General features: G+C 75.2%; 12 protein-coding genes. 9 read left to right on the top strand and 3 right to left on the bottom strand.

Going from position 1 to position 14,906, the window contains the following annotated elements; translation table 11 throughout:
- Positions 1–73: 73 nt before the first annotated feature.
- The 8 genes from V6V16_RS08685 to V6V16_RS08650 all read left to right on the top strand — a co-directional run bounded on the left by V6V16_RS08685 (position 74) and on the right by V6V16_RS08650 (position 10,415).
- Positions 74–823: a metallophosphoesterase family protein gene (locus V6V16_RS08685; protein ID WP_334561238.1), complete on the top strand. Its 750-nt coding sequence runs from the start codon at positions 74–76 to the stop codon at positions 821–823.
- A gap of 243 nt (positions 824–1,066) precedes the next feature.
- Positions 1,067–1,672 carry a TetR/AcrR family transcriptional regulator gene (locus V6V16_RS08680; RefSeq protein ID WP_334561236.1) on the top strand — a complete coding sequence of 202 codons (606 nt, stop codon included), beginning with the start codon at positions 1,067–1,069 and terminating at the stop codon, positions 1,670–1,672.
- Between the two features lie 55 nt (positions 1,673–1,727).
- On the top strand, positions 1,728–2,540 hold the full coding sequence (locus V6V16_RS08675) for a TIGR03084 family metal-binding protein (RefSeq protein ID WP_334561234.1): 813 nt from the start codon (positions 1,728–1,730) through the stop codon (positions 2,538–2,540).
- Positions 2,541–2,632: 92 nt separating this feature from the next.
- Positions 2,633–4,327 (top strand): acyclic terpene utilization AtuA family protein, encoded by a 1,695-nt coding sequence (locus tag V6V16_RS08670; protein ID WP_442934051.1) that lies wholly within the window; start codon positions 2,633–2,635, stop codon positions 4,325–4,327.
- On the top strand, positions 4,324–5,463 hold the full coding sequence (locus tag V6V16_RS08665; RefSeq protein ID WP_334561232.1) for an acyl-CoA dehydrogenase family protein: 1,140 nt from the start codon (positions 4,324–4,326) through the stop codon (positions 5,461–5,463). Before V6V16_RS08670 ends, V6V16_RS08665 begins: the two co-directional genes overlap by 4 nt.
- Before the next feature lie 114 nt (positions 5,464–5,577).
- Entirely contained in the window at positions 5,578–7,179 is a 1,602-nt protein-coding gene (locus V6V16_RS08660) for an acyl-CoA carboxylase subunit beta (RefSeq protein WP_334561230.1), read from the top strand.
- 43 nt (positions 7,180–7,222) lie between these two features.
- A complete protein-coding gene (locus V6V16_RS08655) occupies positions 7,223–9,235 on the top strand; it encodes an ATP-binding protein (RefSeq protein ID WP_334561228.1) in 2,013 nt (670 codons plus the stop codon).
- Positions 9,236–9,251: 16 nt separating this feature from the next.
- Entirely contained in the window at positions 9,252–10,415 is a 1,164-nt protein-coding gene (locus tag V6V16_RS08650; RefSeq protein WP_334561227.1) for an acyl-CoA dehydrogenase family protein, read from the top strand.
- An 88-nt stretch (positions 10,416–10,503) separates the two neighbouring features.
- Here V6V16_RS08650 and V6V16_RS08645 read toward each other — a convergent pair whose 3' ends face one another.
- Entirely contained in the window at positions 10,504–12,309 is a 1,806-nt protein-coding gene (locus V6V16_RS08645; protein ID WP_334561225.1) for an alpha/beta hydrolase, read from the bottom strand.
- Between the two features lie 229 nt (positions 12,310–12,538).
- On the opposite strand from V6V16_RS08645, the gene V6V16_RS08640 reads away from it, so the two are divergent.
- Entirely contained in the window at positions 12,539–12,883 is a 345-nt protein-coding gene (locus tag V6V16_RS08640; protein WP_334561223.1) for a hypothetical protein, read from the top strand.
- Here the strand turns inward: V6V16_RS08640 and V6V16_RS08635 are convergent.
- Together V6V16_RS08635 and V6V16_RS08630 are read right to left on the bottom strand one after the other, a co-directional pair.
- Positions 12,860–14,356: a serine/threonine-protein kinase gene (locus V6V16_RS08635; protein ID WP_334561221.1), complete on the bottom strand. Its 1,497-nt coding sequence runs from the start codon at positions 14,354–14,356 to the stop codon at positions 12,860–12,862. The genes V6V16_RS08640 and V6V16_RS08635 overlap by 24 nt on opposite strands.
- 31 nt (positions 14,357–14,387) lie before the next feature.
- Positions 14,388–14,852: a hypothetical protein gene (locus V6V16_RS08630; RefSeq protein WP_334561219.1), complete on the bottom strand. Its 465-nt coding sequence runs from the start codon at positions 14,850–14,852 to the stop codon at positions 14,388–14,390.
- Positions 14,853–14,906: the final 54 nt, after the last annotated feature.

The raw sequence follows: 14,906 nt of genomic DNA, 5'->3' as shown, positions 1-14,906 counted from the left end.
TTCCGCCCCGGGCCCCGTCTGCCCGGGGCAGAATCGCTGGACAACCGCGCGATCCGACAGGCACCGTGTGGCGATGCCACCACCGCAGCGGGTCGCCGTCCTCTCCGACATCCACGGGGCGCTCCCGGCACTGGAGGCCGTACTGGCCGAGCCGGACGTCGCCGCCGCGGACCTGATCGTGCTCACCGGCGACATCGCCGCCGGCCCGCAGCCGGTCGAGGTGCTGGACCTGCTCGCCGGACTCGGCGACCGCGCCCGCTGGGTGCGGGGCAACGCCGACCGCGAGCTGGTGGAGGCCAGGGCCGGCCGGCCCTCCCCGGTCGAGGTCTCCAACTGGGCGGCGGAGCAGCTCCGCGACGACCAGTTGGCCCGACTGGCGGCGCTGCCGCTGACGCTCACCCTGGACGTCGCCGGCCTCGGTCCGGTGCTCTTCTGCCACGCCACTGCCCGGGACGACGAGGAGGTCGTGCTGGTCGACTCCCGGATGGAGCGCTGGGCGGAGGTGCTGGCCGACGTGCCGGCCGAGGTGCGCACCGTGGTCTGCGGCCACACCCACATGCCGTTCACCCGGCTGGCCGACCGTCGGCTGATCGTCAACCCGGGCAGCGTCGGCATGCCCTACGGCGGTCCCGGTGCCTTCTGGGCGCTCCTCGGGCCCGGGGTGCAGCTCCGGCGCACAGACTTCGACGTCGAGGCGGCGTGCGCCCGGGTCGCCGCCGAGTCGGGCTTCCCCGACGCCGCCGAGTGGGGCGACGAGTACCTGCGCTCCCGGCACAGCGACGCCACGGCCCTCGCGGTGTTCGCCCCGCGCGACGGCCGCTGAGGGCGACCGCCCCGGGGCAAGGAATCGCGCCGCCGAGCCGCGGGGGACGCCCCGGCCGGTCACGACCGTGCCCCCTCGCGGCCTGTCGGGTGAATCGGCCACGACATCAGCTCCACAGGGACCGGGGGAGTCGTCCCGGCGGCCAGGCACGACACCGCCGACACGCTCCGGTGCCCCAGCGACGCGAGGGTCGGCAAAAAAGTCAGTCTTGACTGTTTGTTTCCGCGACGGCACGCTGTCCCCGTGCCCGCGTCGACCCGCGTCCCCCAGCAGGAGCGCAGCCGCGCCACCCAGGCCCGGCTGCTGGAGGCGACCGTCGAATGCCTGGTCGAACACGGCTGGTCCGGCACCACCACCACGGTCGTCGCGGCCCGGGCCGGCGTCTCGCGGGGCGCCCAGCTGCACCACTACCCCACCAAGGCCGCGCTGGTCACCGCCGCCGTCGCCCACCTCGCCGACCGGCGTGCCGACGAGCTGCGCGCCGAGGCCGAGGCGCTGCCGCCCGGCCCGCAACGGCTCGACCGGGTGATCGACCTGCTCGGCGCGGCCTTCACCGGCCCGCTCTTCGTCGCCGCCCTCGAACTGTGGGTCGCCGCGCGCACCGACCGGGAGCTGCGCGAGGCCCTGGTGCCGCTGGAGGCCCGGGTCGGGCGCGAGATGCACCGGCTGACCGTCGCGCTGCTCGACGTGGACGAACGCCGCCCGGGCGTACGCGAGGCGGTGCAGGTGACCTTCGACCTGCTCCGCGGTCTCGGGGTGGCCAACCTGCTCAACGACGACTCGACCCGCCGCACCGCCCTGCTCACCACCTGGAAGCGCCAGCTCGCCGCGCTGCTCACGCCCGCCTGACCGCCACCCGCCCGGCCGCCCGGCCTGACCGGGCCCGTCCCGCACCGGAGGCACCATGGTCGACCTCAAGGACCTGCTCGCGGACCTGGCCGCCGAGTCCGAGCAGCTGGACGGCCTGGTGAGCGACCTGCCGCCGGCGGGCTGGGCGCGTCCGACGCCGGCACCGGGCTGGAGCGTCGGGCACCAGATCGCGCACCTCGCCTGGACCGACGAGATCGCGGCGCTCGCCGCCACCGACGCCGAGGAGTTCCTCGCCGCCGTGGTCGCCGCCCCCGATCCGGCCCGGCTCGTCGACGCCGGAGCCGAGGAGTTCCTCGCCCCGCCGGCCGAGCTGCTGCCCCGCTGGCGTGCCGGCCGGGCGGCACTCGCCGCCGCGCTGGCGCGCGTGCCGCCCGGCGGAAAGCTGCCCTGGTTCGGCACCCGGATGTCGCCCGCCTCGATGGCCACCGCCCGGATCATGGAGACCTGGGCGCACGGCACGGACGTCGCGGACGCGCTGGGCGTCACCCGCCCCGCCACGGCACGGCTGCGGCACGTCGCGCACCTCGGCTTCCGTACCCTCGGCCACAGCTTCGCCGCCCACGGCCGGCCGGTGCCGACGGTGCCGGTGCGGGTCGAGCTGGCGGGGCCGCACGGCGAGGGCTGGGCCTACGGCCCGGCGGACGCCGCCGACCGGGTCACCGGCCCGGCGCTCGACTTCTGCCTGCTGGTCACCCAGCGGCGGCACCGCGCCGACCTCGCCCTGGCCGCGACCGGCCCGGTGGCCGACGCGTGGCTGGACGTCGCGCAGGCCTTCGCCGGCCCGCCGGGCCCGGGCCGCGCGCCGACGGCCGCCGCGACCGACGTCGCGCGCGGGGTGCCGGCGTGACCGGCACGGGTGGCGTGGGCGGCATCGGTGGCGTGCTGCGGGTGGGCAACGCCTCCGGCTTCTACGGCGACCGGTTCAGCGCCTGGCGCGAGATGCTCGACGGCGGCGAGCTGGACGTGCTCACCGGCGACTACCTGGCCGAGCTGACCATGCTGATCCTCGGCCGGGACCGGCTGCGCGACCCCGGCCTGGGCTACGCGAAGACCTTCCTCCGCCAGCTGGAGGGCTGCCTCGGCACCGCGCTGGACCGGGGCGTGCTGATCGTGACGAACGCCGGTGGGCTGAACCCGGCGGGCCTGGCCGCCGCCATCGGCTCCCTCGCCGACCGGCTCGGCCTGGCCGTCCGGGTAGGGCACGTCGAGGGTGACGCCCTCGCGCGCCCGGACGCGCTGACGGCGAACGCCTACCTGGGGGCGTACGGCATCGCGGCCTGTCTGGACGGCGGTGCCGACGTGGTGGTCACCGGCCGGGTCACCGACGCGTCCCTGGTGGTCGGGCCGGCGATCGCCCGCTTCGGCTGGGGCCGCGACGACCTGGACGCGCTGGCCGGAGCCTCGGTCGCCGGCCACCTGGTCGAGTGCGGGGCGCAGGTGACCGGGGGCAACTTCAGCTTCTTCACCGAGCTGCCCGACGGCGGGCACCGCCCCGGCTTCCCGGTCGCCGAGCTGCACCCGGACGGCTCCTGCGTGATCACCAAGCACCCCGGCACCGGCGGCGCGGTGACGGTGGAGACGGTCACCGCGCAACTGCTCTACGAGGTCGGCGGGCCGGCCTACCTCGGGCCGGACGTGGTGACCCGGCTGGACACGGTCACGTTGAGCGCCGACGGGCCGGACCGGGTACGGGTGAGCGGCGCCCGGGGCACGCCGCCGCCCGACACGCTCAAGGTGGGCGTCAACAATCTCGGCGGCTTCCGCAACTCGATGACCTTCGTGCTGTGCGGGCTGCACATCCCCGCGAAGGCGGCCCTGCTCCGGAGCCAGGTCGAGGCGGCCGTCGGCCCGGAGGGGCTGGAGTTCACGCTGGCCCGCACCGACCACGCGGACGCGGCCGACACCGAGACGGCGAGCGCGCTGCTGCACGTACACCTGCGCGACGGCGACAAGGCGCGGGCCGGGCGGGCGTTCTCGGCCGCCGCGGTGGAGCTGGCCCTGGCCTCGTACCCCGGCTGCACCCTGACCACGCTGCCCGGCGACGCGACGCCCTACGGGGTGTTCACCGCCGACGCGGCGCCGCAGGACGCGGTGCCGCACGTCGCGGTGCTCCCCTCCGGCGAGCGGGTGCCGATCCCGCCGCCGGCCCGCACCGCCGCCCCGCCGCACGAGTCGGCCCCCGACGGACCGGTGCCCGCCGTCGACCCACCCGACGGACCGGCACCGGAGACCGGCCACCCCCCGGTCCCGCCCGCCGCCCGCCCCACCCGGCGCGCGCCGCTGGGTGAGCTGGTCGGGGCCCGCTCCGGCGACAAGGGCGGCGACGCGAACCTCGGGGTCTGGGCCCGCACCGACGCCGCCTGGTCGTGGCTGCGCGGCTGGCTCACCACGGCCCGGCTGCGCGAGCTGCTGCCGGAGACCGCCGCGCTGACCGTGGAGCGGTACGAGCTGCCGAACCTGCGGGCCGTCAACTTCGTCGTCCGGGGGCTGCTCGGGCAGGGGGTGGCCGCCTCCACCCGGTTCGACCCGCAGGCCAAGGCGCTCGGCGAGCTGCTCCGCTCCCGGCTCGTGGACCTGCCGGCGGAGCTGCCGCCCGGCCCGGCCGGCGGCACGACGCCCGGGGAGGGCCGATGACCATCGTGGACACGCCCGAACGGCGGCAACTGCGTGAGCTCACCCGCGCCTTCGTCACCCGGGAGGTGCTGCCGCACCTGGACGACTGGGAGCGGGCCGGCGAGCTGCCCCGCCGCCTGCACGCCACCGCCGCCGAGATCGGCCTGCTCGGCGTCGGTTTCCCGGAGGCGGTCGGCGGCAGCGGGGGCGACCTGCTCGACTCGATCATCGTCACCGAGGAGATCATCCGCTCCGGCGGCTCGTCGGGGCTGGTCGCCGCGCTCTTCACCCACGGCATCGCGCTCCCGCACATCGTCGCCTCCGGCGACGCGGAGCTGATCGACCGGTACGTGCGGCCGACGCTGGCCGGCACGATGATCGGCGCGCTGGCCATCACGGAGCCGGACGGCGGTTCGGACGTGGCGAGCATCCGCACCCGCGCGGACCGCGACGGCGACCACTACGTGGTCAACGGGTCGAAGACCTACATCACCAGTGGGGTCCGGGCGGACTTCGTGACCACCGCGCTCTGCACCCTGCCCCCGGGCGCCGGCGCCCTGACCCTGCTGGTGATCGACAAGGGTACGCCGGGCTTCACGGTGGGGCGCCGGCTGGAGAAGCTCGGCTGGCACTGCTCGGACACCGCGGAGCTGTCGTTCGCCGACGTACGGGTGCCGGTCGCCAACCGGGTCGGCGAGGAGAACACGGCCTTCCTGGCCATCATGCAGAACTTCGCCGCGGAGCGGCTCTCCCTCGCCACACAGGCGTACGCCATCGCGCAGCGCTCGGTGGAGCTGGCGGTGCGCTGGTGCCGGGACCGGTCCACGTTCGGCCGCCCGCTGGCGAGCCGGCAACTGATCCGGCACCGGCTGGCCGAGATGCACACCCGCGCCGAGGCGGCCCGCGCGTACGTGCACCAGGTGGCGGCGCGGGTGGCGGCGGGCGAGCCGGTGGTGACGGAGGTGGCGATGGCGAAGAACGTCGCGGTGGCCGCCTGCTCCGAGGTCGTCGACCAGGCGCTCCAGCTGCACGGCGGCTACGGCTACCTGCGCGACGCCGAGGTGGAGCGGCACTACCGCGACGCCCGGATCCTCGGCATCGGCGGCGGCACCACCGAGATCATGAACGAGATCATCGCGAAGGGCATGGGCCTGTGAGTGCGAGGAGTGAGCCGGGTCTGCGAGCCCCGCAGTCACGAACGAAGGAGGCCCCGTGAGTGCGAGGAGTGAGCCGGGTCTGCGAGCCCCGCAGTCACGAACGAAGGAGGGCCTGTGACCACTCTGCGCAGCGCGGTCGACCCGTCCGCGCCGACACACCGGGCCAACCGGGAGGCCCTGCTGGAGCGCCTAGCCGAGTTGGACGCCGAACTCGACCGGGCCCGCGCCGGGGGCGGCGAGAAGTACGTGACCCGGCACCACCGACGCGGCAAGCTGCTCCCCCGGGAGCGCATCGAGCTGCTGCTGGACCGGGACAGCCCGTTCCTGGAGCTGTCCCCGGTGGCGGCGTACGGCACCGACTTCCCCGTCGGCGCCAGCGTGGTGACCGGCATCGGCGTGGTCGAGGGCGTCGAGTGCCTGGTCGTCGCCAACGACCCGACGGTACGCGGCGGCGCGGTGAACCCGTGGTCGCTCGCGAAGACGCGGCGGGCCGGCGAGATCGCCCTGGCCAACCGGCTGCCGATGGTGAACCTGGTGGAGTCGGCCGGCGCCGACCTGCCCACCCAGGCGGAGATCTTCATCCCGGGCGGCCGGGTGTTCCGCGACCTGACCCGGCTCTCGGCCGCGAAGATCCCCACGGTCAGCGTGGTCTTCGGCAACGCCACGGCCGGGGGCGCGTACGTGCCGGGGATGTCCGACCACGTGATCATGATCCGGGACCGGTCGCAGGTCTACCTGGCCGGGCCGCCGCTGGTGAGGATGGCCACCGGCGAGGTCACCGACGACGAGTCCCTCGGCGGGGCGGCCATGCACGCCGCGACGTCCGGGCTCGCGGACTTCCTCGCCGCCGACGAGCGCGACGGCATCCGGCTGGCGCGGCGGTGCGTACGCCGGCTGAACTGGCGCAAGCAGGGCCCGGCGCCGCGCAACCCGTGCCCGGCCCCGCCGAGGTACGACCCCGAGGAGCTGCTCGGCATCGCCAGCGCCGACCTGAAGGTGCCGTTCGACCCGCGCGAGGTGCTGGCCCGGGTGCTCGACGGCAGCGAGTTCGACGAGTTCAAGCCGGCCTACGGCACCGCCCTGGTGACCGGCTGGGGCGAGCTGCACGGCTACCCGGTCGGGGTGCTGGCGAACGCGCGCGGCGTGCTGTTCAGCGAGGAGGCGCAGAAGGCGACCCAGTTCATCCAGCTCGCCAACGCCGCCGACACCCCGCTGGTCTTCCTCCAGAACACCACCGGCTACATGGTCGGCACCGAGTACGAGCAGCGCGGCATCATCAAGCACGGCGCCCTGATGATCAACGCGGTGTCGAACTCGACGGTGCCGCACCTGACCGTCAACCTCGGCGCCTCCTACGGCGCCGGCAACTACGGCATGTGCGGACGGGCGTACGAGCCGAGGTTCCTCTTCACCTGGCCGAACGCCAGGTCGGCCGTGATGGGCCCGGCGCAGCTCGCGGGCGTGCTCTCCATCGTGGCCCGGCAGGCCGCCGCCGCCCGGGGCCGGGACTACGACGAGGACTCCGACGCCGCGATGCGGATGATGGTCGAGCAGCAGATCGAGTCCCAGTCGGGGGCGCTCTTCCTCTCCGGCCGGCTCTACGACGACGGGGTGATCGACCCCCGCGACACCCGTACCGTCCTCGGGCTCTGCCTGTCGGCGATCCACAACGCACCGGTCAGGGGCGCCGACACCTTCGGCGTCTTCCGGATGTGAGGCGGCGGTGCGTCCGATGAATGCGGATCGAGAGGCAGGCTCAGTGATCAGGAGACTTCTGGTGGCGAACCGGGGCGAGATCGCCCGCCGGGTCTTCGCCACCTGCCGGGCGCTGGGCGTCGAGACGGTGGCCGTGCACTCCGACGCCGACGCCGACGCGCCGTTCGTCGACGAGGCCGACCACGCCGTGCGGCTGCCCGGGAACACGCCCGCCGAGACGTACCTACGGATCGACCTGATCCTCGACGCGGCCCGCAGGACCGGGGCGGACGCCGTGCACCCCGGCTACGGATTCCTCGCCGAGAACGCCGGGTTCGCCGCCGCGGTGACCGAAGCCGGGCTGACCTGGGTCGGCCCGCCGGCGGAGGTGATCGCCGCGATGGGCGACAAGATCGCGGCGAAGGCCCTGCTCGCCGAGGCGGGCGTGCCGATGCTGCCCACCTGGACCGACGCCGCCGAGATCACCGGCTTCCCGGTGCTGGTGAAGGCGTCCGCCGGGGGCGGTGGGCGCGGCATGCGGATCGTCCGGGACGCCGCCGGGCTCGCCGAGGCCGTCGCCTCCGCGCGTCGCGAGGCGGCCGGCGCGTTCGGCGACGGCACGGTCTTCGTCGAGCGGTACGTCGAGCGGGGCCGGCACGTCGAGGTGCAGATCTTCGGCGACACCCACGGGACGGTGGCCGCCCTCGGCGTGCGGGACTGCTCGATCCAGCGCCGCCACCAGAAGATCGTCGAGGAGGCGCCCGGCGTACTCCCGGAGGGGGTGCGCGCGGCGCTGCACGAGGCGGCGGTGGCCGCCGGCCGGGCGGTCGACTACGTCGGCGCCGGCACGGTCGAGTTCCTGCTCGCGCCCGACGGGGAGATCTACTTCCTGGAGATGAACACCCGCCTCCAGGTCGAGCACCCGGTCACCGAGCTGACCACCGGCCTGGACCTGGTCCGGCTGCAACTGCTCGTCGCCGAGGGCGGGTCGCTGCCGGTGGCGGCGACCCCGCCGGCACAGGGCCACGCGATCGAGGTACGCCTCTGCGCCGAGGAGCCCGCACAGGGATACCTCCCGGCGACCGGCACCCTGCACCGGTTCGCGGTGCCCGGGGTGGCGGCCGAGTTCGGCCCGCTGGCCGGGCCGGGCCTGCGGCTGGACTCGGGCGTGGTCGACGGCTCGACCGTCGGGGTGCACTACGACTCGATGCTCGCCAAGGTGATCGCCTGGGCGCCCGCCCGGGTCGAGGCGGCCCGCGCCCTGGCCGGCGCGCTGGCCCGCGCCGAGCTGCACGGGGTGGCCACCAACCGGGACCTGCTGGTCCGCGTCCTGCGCAGCCCGGAGTTCGCGGCCGTCGACCTCGACACCGGTTTCCTGGACGGGCACCCCGAGGTCGTCACCCCGCTGCTGCCGGACGACCAGCTCCCCCTGGTCGCGTTGGCGGCGGCCCTCGCCTCGGCCGCCGCCCGCCGCGCCTCGGCGACGGTGCTGGCCGGGCTCCCCTCGGGCTGGCGCAACGTGCCGGCGTTCCCGCAGGTCACCCGCTTCACGGGCCCGGACGGCGAGATCGAGGTCCGCTACCGCCTGGACCGCTCGGGCGGTCTAGCCGAGTGGTCGGTCTCGCCGGGCGCCGGCGCCGACGGGCCGACCCCGGCCGGAGCGGTCCCGGCAGCCCGGCCCTCGCCGGTGGTGAGCCTGGCCGGAGCCGCGCCGGACCGGGTGGTGCTCGACGTCGACGGGGTGCGGCGGGCGTACCGCGTACACCGGGCGGGGTCGGACGTCTTCGTGGACGGCCCGGACGGGGCGGCGGCCCTGGCCGAGCTGCCGCGCTTCCCCGAGCCCACCGCGGAGCTCGCGGCCGGGTCGCTGGTCGCGCCGCTGCCCGGCGCGGTGACCCGGGTGCACGTCGGGGTCGGGCAGCGGGTGGCCGCCGGGGACCTGCTGCTGACCCTGGAAGCGATGAAGCTGGAACATCCCGTGCTCGCCCCGGCCGCCGGCGTGGTCGCCGAGCTTCCGGTCGCGGCCGGCGGGCAGGTCGACACGGGCGCCGTGCTGGCCGTGGTCAACCCCGAGTGATCCTGGAGGCACCCCGATGAACTTCGACCTCACCCCCGAGCAGGACCAGCTCCGCGACGCCGTCCGCGCCCTGGGCCGGCGGTACGGCCACGACTACTTCGTCGCCCGGGCGAAGGCCGGCGAGCACACCACCGAGCTGTGGGAGGAGGCCGGCCGGCTGGGCTACCTCGGGGTCAACGTCCCCACCGAGTACGGCGGCGGCGGGGGCGGGATCACCGAGCTGGCCATCGTCTGCGAGGAACTGGCGGCGGCCGGCTGCCCGCTGCTGCTGCTGGTGGTCTCCCCGGCCATCGCGGCCACGGTGATCGCCCGGCACGGCACCGAGGAGCAGCGCAAACGCTTCCTGCCCGGCTTCGCCGACGGCTCGCTGAAGGTGGTCTTCGCGATCACCGAGCCGGAGGCCGGCTCCAACTTCCACCGGCTCGGCACGGTGGCCCGCCGCGACGGCGACGACTGGCTGCTCTCCGGCCGCAAGTGCTACATCTCCGGCGTCGACGAGGCGTCGTACGTGCTGGTGGTGGCAAGGACCGAGGATGCGGTCTCCGGCAGGCTCAAGCCGGCGCTCTTCGTGGTGCCGACCGACGCGCCGGGGCTGACCCGGTCCAAGCTGGACATGGAGATCGTCTCTCCGGAGAACCAGTTCCTGCTCTACCTCGACGACGTGCGGCTGCCCGCCGACGCGCTGGTCGGCGAGTCGCTGGACGCCGGTCTGCCGGCGCTCTTCGCCGGGCTCAACCCGGAGCGGATCACGGTCGCCGCGATGGGCGCCGGCACCGGCCGGTACGCCATCGAGCGGGCCTCGGCGTACACCTCCACCCGCAAGGTCTGGGGCGGCCGGACCATCGGCTCCCACCAGGGCGTGGCCCACCCGCTCGCGCACGCGGCCGTGCAGGTCGAGCTGGCCCGGCTGATGATCCTCAAGGCGGCCACCCTCTACGACGCCGGCCGCGACCTGGAGGCCGGGGTGGCCGGCAACATGGCCAAGTACGCCGCCGGGGAGGCCGCGGCGCTGGCCGTCGACACCGCCGTCCAGGTGCTGGGCGGGGCGGGCATGACCACCGAGTACGGCGTGGCCACGCTGCTCGGCGCGGTGCGCGCCGGCCGGATCGCCCCGGTCAGCCGGGAGATGATCCTCAACTTCGTCGCCCAGCACGTCCTCGGCCAGGACAGGTCCTACTGACCCCGCCGTTCCCCGACGGTCGTCCGGACGAGACGCGGGACGGGCCGGGGTGCGGCGGGTGTCCGACCGCCCGCCGCACCCCGACTCCTCAGCGGACGGTCAGCGTGCCGACCGCCGGCAGCGGCGCGACCACCGGCGGAAGCCGCTTCGGCTCGCCCCGGCCCGGCGCGCCCTCGGCGGCCAGCGCGTCCTTGGACGACTCCGCCCGCCGGGTCGACGCCGGGTCGGCCGCCGGCGCGGCGAACGGCTGGACGTCGCCCACGCAGACCTTGCCGTTGGCCGGCAGCGCCCCACGGAGCAGGTAGGCGTCGACCGCCCCGGTCACGCAGGCCGACGTCCCGTACGCGGTGTGCCCCCAGCTGTCGCTGCTGAGCAGGCGGCTGTTCGGCAGCAGCCGGGCGGAGCTCACCGCACCCCGGTAGTTGGTCGCCGGGTCCCAGTAGTTGCCCACCACCAGCACCGGCGCGGCGGTCCGCCGGTTGAACGGCCCGGTGTGGGCGTCGGAGTCCCGCACCGTCCAGGTCTTGCGGGCGCACGGCGCGGTGCCCCACGTCCAGAGTCGGCCGAAGTACGGGTCGCGCCGGTCGGCCCTGTCGGCCAGCGCCGGGAACGAGCCCGCGTCCCTCGGGTGGTACCCGTCGGTGCAGTCCACGCCGAGGAAGGTCTCCAGCCCGTTGTCGTACGGGAAGTCGTACCGTCGGGCCTGCTCGCGCGCCTTGGCGGCCTGCCGCGTCACGTCGGCGGCGGCCGGGCGGCGGGCGGTCGGGGACGACGCCGGATCGGTGAGCACCAGCAGGGCGGCCGTCAGCTCGACGACCTGGGTGTAGCCCTCCGGACCGTAGAGCGCGCCCAGGTTGGCGGCGACGAAGTCGGCGTACGTGACGGTGACGGGGCCGAGGTCGGGGTCCTCGATCACCACCGGCTCGGCCCGCAGCCGCCTCGCGACCAGGTCGAACGACGCCACCGGGTCGCCCTCGGCCAGCGGGCAGGCCGCCGCGCCGGCACGGTCGCATCGCACCAGGATCTCCCGCAGCGCCCGGTACGCGCCCTGCGCGCTGCGCATCCGGTCCTCCTGGGAGAGCTTGCGCGCCCCGCCCTGACCGACCCACTCGTTCGGGTTCAGCACGCCGTCGACGGCCAGGGCGCGGACCCGGTCCGGGAACATGTTGGCGTAGTACTGGCCGAGGATGCTGCCGTAGCTGAAGCCGAGGAAGGTGAGCTTCGGGTCGCCCACGGCGCGGCGCAGCACGTCCATGTCCCGGGCGACCTCGGCGGTCGACATCGCGCCGGCCAGCGGCCTGCCCGTGGTGGAGCAGCCCCGCCCGACGGCCTCCGAGGAGGCGACGTACGCCTTCTCCTCGGCCTTCGTCCACGGGAACGCCACGTTCAGGCCGGCGTACGCCCGGGTCTGCTCCTTCACCGACGGGAAGCAGCGGACCTGCTGGCTCGCGGCGACGCCGCGCGGGTCCACGCCGACGATGTCGAAGCGGTCGAGCACCTCGTCGCCGAGGAAGTACGGCGCGGCGAGCGCGACGTCGGTGCCGGAGCCGCCGGGGCCGCCCGGGTTGAGGAACAGGCTACCGATCCGGCGCTGCTGGTCGCGGGCCTTGACCCGGAGCACGGCGATCTCGGTCGTCGGGCCGTTCGGCCGGTCGTAGTCGAGCGGCAGCCGGACGGTGGCGCACTCGGCGTAGTCGTAGCAGGCGTACCAGTCCAGGTGGGGCGTGGGCACCCGGTCGACCCGACGGGCCTCCAGCGGGCTGGTGCGGTCGGCGGTGACCGGGCGGCCCCAGCCGAGAGGGGACGGTGCGGCGGCGGCGGGTACGACCGCGGCGCCGGCGAGGAGGACGCCGGCGATTCCCGCGGCGGCGAGGGACCGGGTTCGTCGTGGCATGTGGACGCCTTCCGTTGGGCGACAGGACGGTCGAGCGGGCTCGACCCTGGTCACTCTAGGGACGGCGGGCCAGGGATCGCCGGGCGACGAGCGGCCGAGTATCCGACAGTCCGGAGGACGCGGACCACCGGCACTCCTCTGCCCGGAGGGGCGATCTCCGGCGGAAGATCATCGCATCCGGTGCCGGCGTCCCCGTTGACAGCGCCCCCCGCTCGGACATCCTGGACGGGTGAGACTTGCGAGGCCCGATGCGCGGGCGAAGGCGGTGGTCGCCGCGCTGGTGACGGCCGCCCTGCTGGCGACGCTGCTCGGGTGGGGACGGCAGGATCTCGTGGGGGTGGTCCTGGCGCTGCTCTGCGTCCTCTCCGGGACGATCACGGCGGTGTCGGTGGCGGCGGCCCGGCAGGACGAGGGGGAGCCGACGGTCACGCCCGGCGCCCCGGAGCAGCCGGTGGGCGGGCTGTACGGCATCGACGCCGACACTCTGGAGACGCTGGACCACCGGGAGGCGGTCCGCGTCATGCGGGAGCGTCACCGCGGACGCGGCGGCTCAGCGGCCGGTGAGCGTGGGTGAGGCGAGCGCGTCGAGCCCGCGACCGGCCAGGCAGCGGTACGTCCGGTCGGCGTCGGTCGGGGGCAGCACCTCCAGGTTCCACCCGTCGGAGTAGGCGATCCCGCTGGTGAGCCGGAAGGTGGTCTCGTTGCAGACGCGGCGCACCGCCACCGCCGCGCTGACCTCGTCGTGGTCGGCGCCGACCAGGGTGTCGGGGAGCCTGCCCTCGGCGTAGCTCTCCCAGGTGTGCTGACCGTCGCAGGGCACCCGGGCCGCCCGGGCCGAGGCGCCGCGCACCTCCATCGGCCCGAAGCACTCCAGCTCGTCGGCGCAGCCGGCGCCGGCGGGCAGCCCGCTCGTCAGCGCGCAGGCGGGCAGCACCGCGCTCGTCGCCGCCACGTCGGCCGTCGGTGAGGGGGCGGGGACGGACGTCGCGCCGGCCAGCCACGCACCGCCGCTCGCCGAGGCGGCCAGCGCGACCATCCCGGCGCCGCCGAGGAACCAGCGCCGCCGCCAGCGGCGGGGCGACGTGGCCACCGTCGGGTGCAGGTCCTCCACCGGCGGCCGCTGGCCCGGGCGGCCCGTCCGGTCGAAGCCGTGCGGGCCGGTGGGGCCGCCGCTGACGGGGGCCCCCAGCACGCCCGCGCCGCTCACCGGGTGGCCGGGCGGGTCGAGCGGCAGGCCGGCCAGCAGGTTGCGCAGCTCGACGGCCGACGGGCGCTCCGCCGGGTCGTTGGACATCCCCAACCGGAGCACGTCGATCATCTCGTCGGGCACGCCGGGCAGGCCGGGGATCGGCTGGTGGAACATCTCCAGCACGGTGACGAGGCTGGGATTGCGCACGGACTGCCAGCGCGGGGGCCGGCCTTGCATGACCGCGTAGAGGGTGGCGCAGAGGGCGTAGACGTCGACGGCGGGCGACGGCGGGCTGTGGTTGAACATCTCCGGCGGCGCGTAGGCGGGGGTGAGCACCTCCAGGGCGACCGAGGCGTCCCGCATCTCGGCCACCACGGCCAGCCCGAAGTCGGCCAGCACCGCCGGATTGAAGTGCGAGTGGAGGATGTTCGCCGGCTTCACGTCGCGGTGCAGCACGCCGGCGGCGTGCGAGTGGGCGATGGCGTCGGCGATCTTGACCCCGAGGTCGCGCGCCTCGGCCGGCCCGAGCGGCGAGGTCCGCATCCGCTCGGCGTACGAGCCGTCGCAGAGTTCCATGATCAGATAGGGGTGCTGGTCGACCGTGACCCCGACGTCGAAGAGGTCGACCACGTGCGGGTGCGACGACATCCGCCCCGCGGCCCGCGCCTCACGCAGGAAGCGGGCCTGGTCGTGCTCGCTGTCGAGCGTGCGGTTCTCGACCTTGACCGCGACCTCGCGCCCGACCGAGATCTGGGTCGCCTTGTAGATCGTCGCGTAGCCACCTCGGGCGAACACCTGCAAGTCGGTCAGACCGGGCACGGTGGGCGTCGGCAGGGCGCCGGGCGGGGTCTCGGTCACAGCTCTGAAAATACCCAACCGGACCGGCGGCTCAGCGAACCGCGTCAGCGGCCGGGACGGCGGCGGTGACGGCAGCGCTTCCGCCGCCCGCCGTCGCGGCCGCGCGACGGTCCCACCACAGCCCGACGGCGGTCGCCACCGCGCCCACGCCCTCCCAGGCGGCGACTCCGAAGAACCGGCCCGGCGCGACGTCGGCCAGCACCGCGATGCTGAAGACGGCGAACGTGACCAGCCGGAACACCACCGTGAAGCGGTAGAACGGGCGCCACTCGGTGGCGGTGGCGAGCAGGTAGTAGACCCCCATGTTGAACGAGGCCATCGAGGAGGCCATCAGGAAGGTGCCGGTGTGGTCACCCACGGTGCGCGTCGCCGGCACCTCGAAACCGAGCAGGCGCAGCAGCGTCTCCGGCCAGACCAGCCCGACCGCGCCCATGAGCAGGGCCAGCACGCCGAAGACCGCGATCGTCCACCCCGCGGCGGAACGCGGCAACCTCATCACGGCCTCCCAGAACCGACGCGGTCGCACCACCGACCGCCCCTCGGAACTGAC

Source organism: Micromonospora sp. CPCC 205561 (assembly GCF_036906775.1).
Lineage (GTDB): Bacteria > Actinomycetota > Actinomycetes > Mycobacteriales > Micromonosporaceae > Micromonospora.
This window is presented reverse-complemented; position numbering and strand designations above follow the sequence as displayed.

Coding starts and splice junctions, on each gene's coding strand:
- V6V16_RS08665 (WP_334561232.1), top strand. CDS start 4,324: ATGACCATCGTGGACACGCCCGAACGGCGGCAACTGCGTGAGCTCACC.
- V6V16_RS08645 (WP_334561225.1), bottom strand. CDS start 12,309: ATGCCACGACGAACCCGGTCCCTCGCCGCCGCGGGAATCGCCGGCGTC.
- V6V16_RS08675 (WP_334561234.1), top strand. CDS start 1,728: ATGGTCGACCTCAAGGACCTGCTCGCGGACCTGGCCGCCGAGTCCGAG.
- V6V16_RS08670 (WP_442934051.1), top strand. CDS start 2,633: ATGCTCGACGGCGGCGAGCTGGACGTGCTCACCGGCGACTACCTGGCC.
- V6V16_RS08685 (WP_334561238.1), top strand. CDS start 74: ATGCCACCACCGCAGCGGGTCGCCGTCCTCTCCGACATCCACGGGGCG.
- V6V16_RS08630 (WP_334561219.1), bottom strand. CDS start 14,852: ATGAGGTTGCCGCGTTCCGCCGCGGGGTGGACGATCGCGGTCTTCGGC.
- V6V16_RS08650 (WP_334561227.1), top strand. CDS start 9,252: ATGAACTTCGACCTCACCCCCGAGCAGGACCAGCTCCGCGACGCCGTC.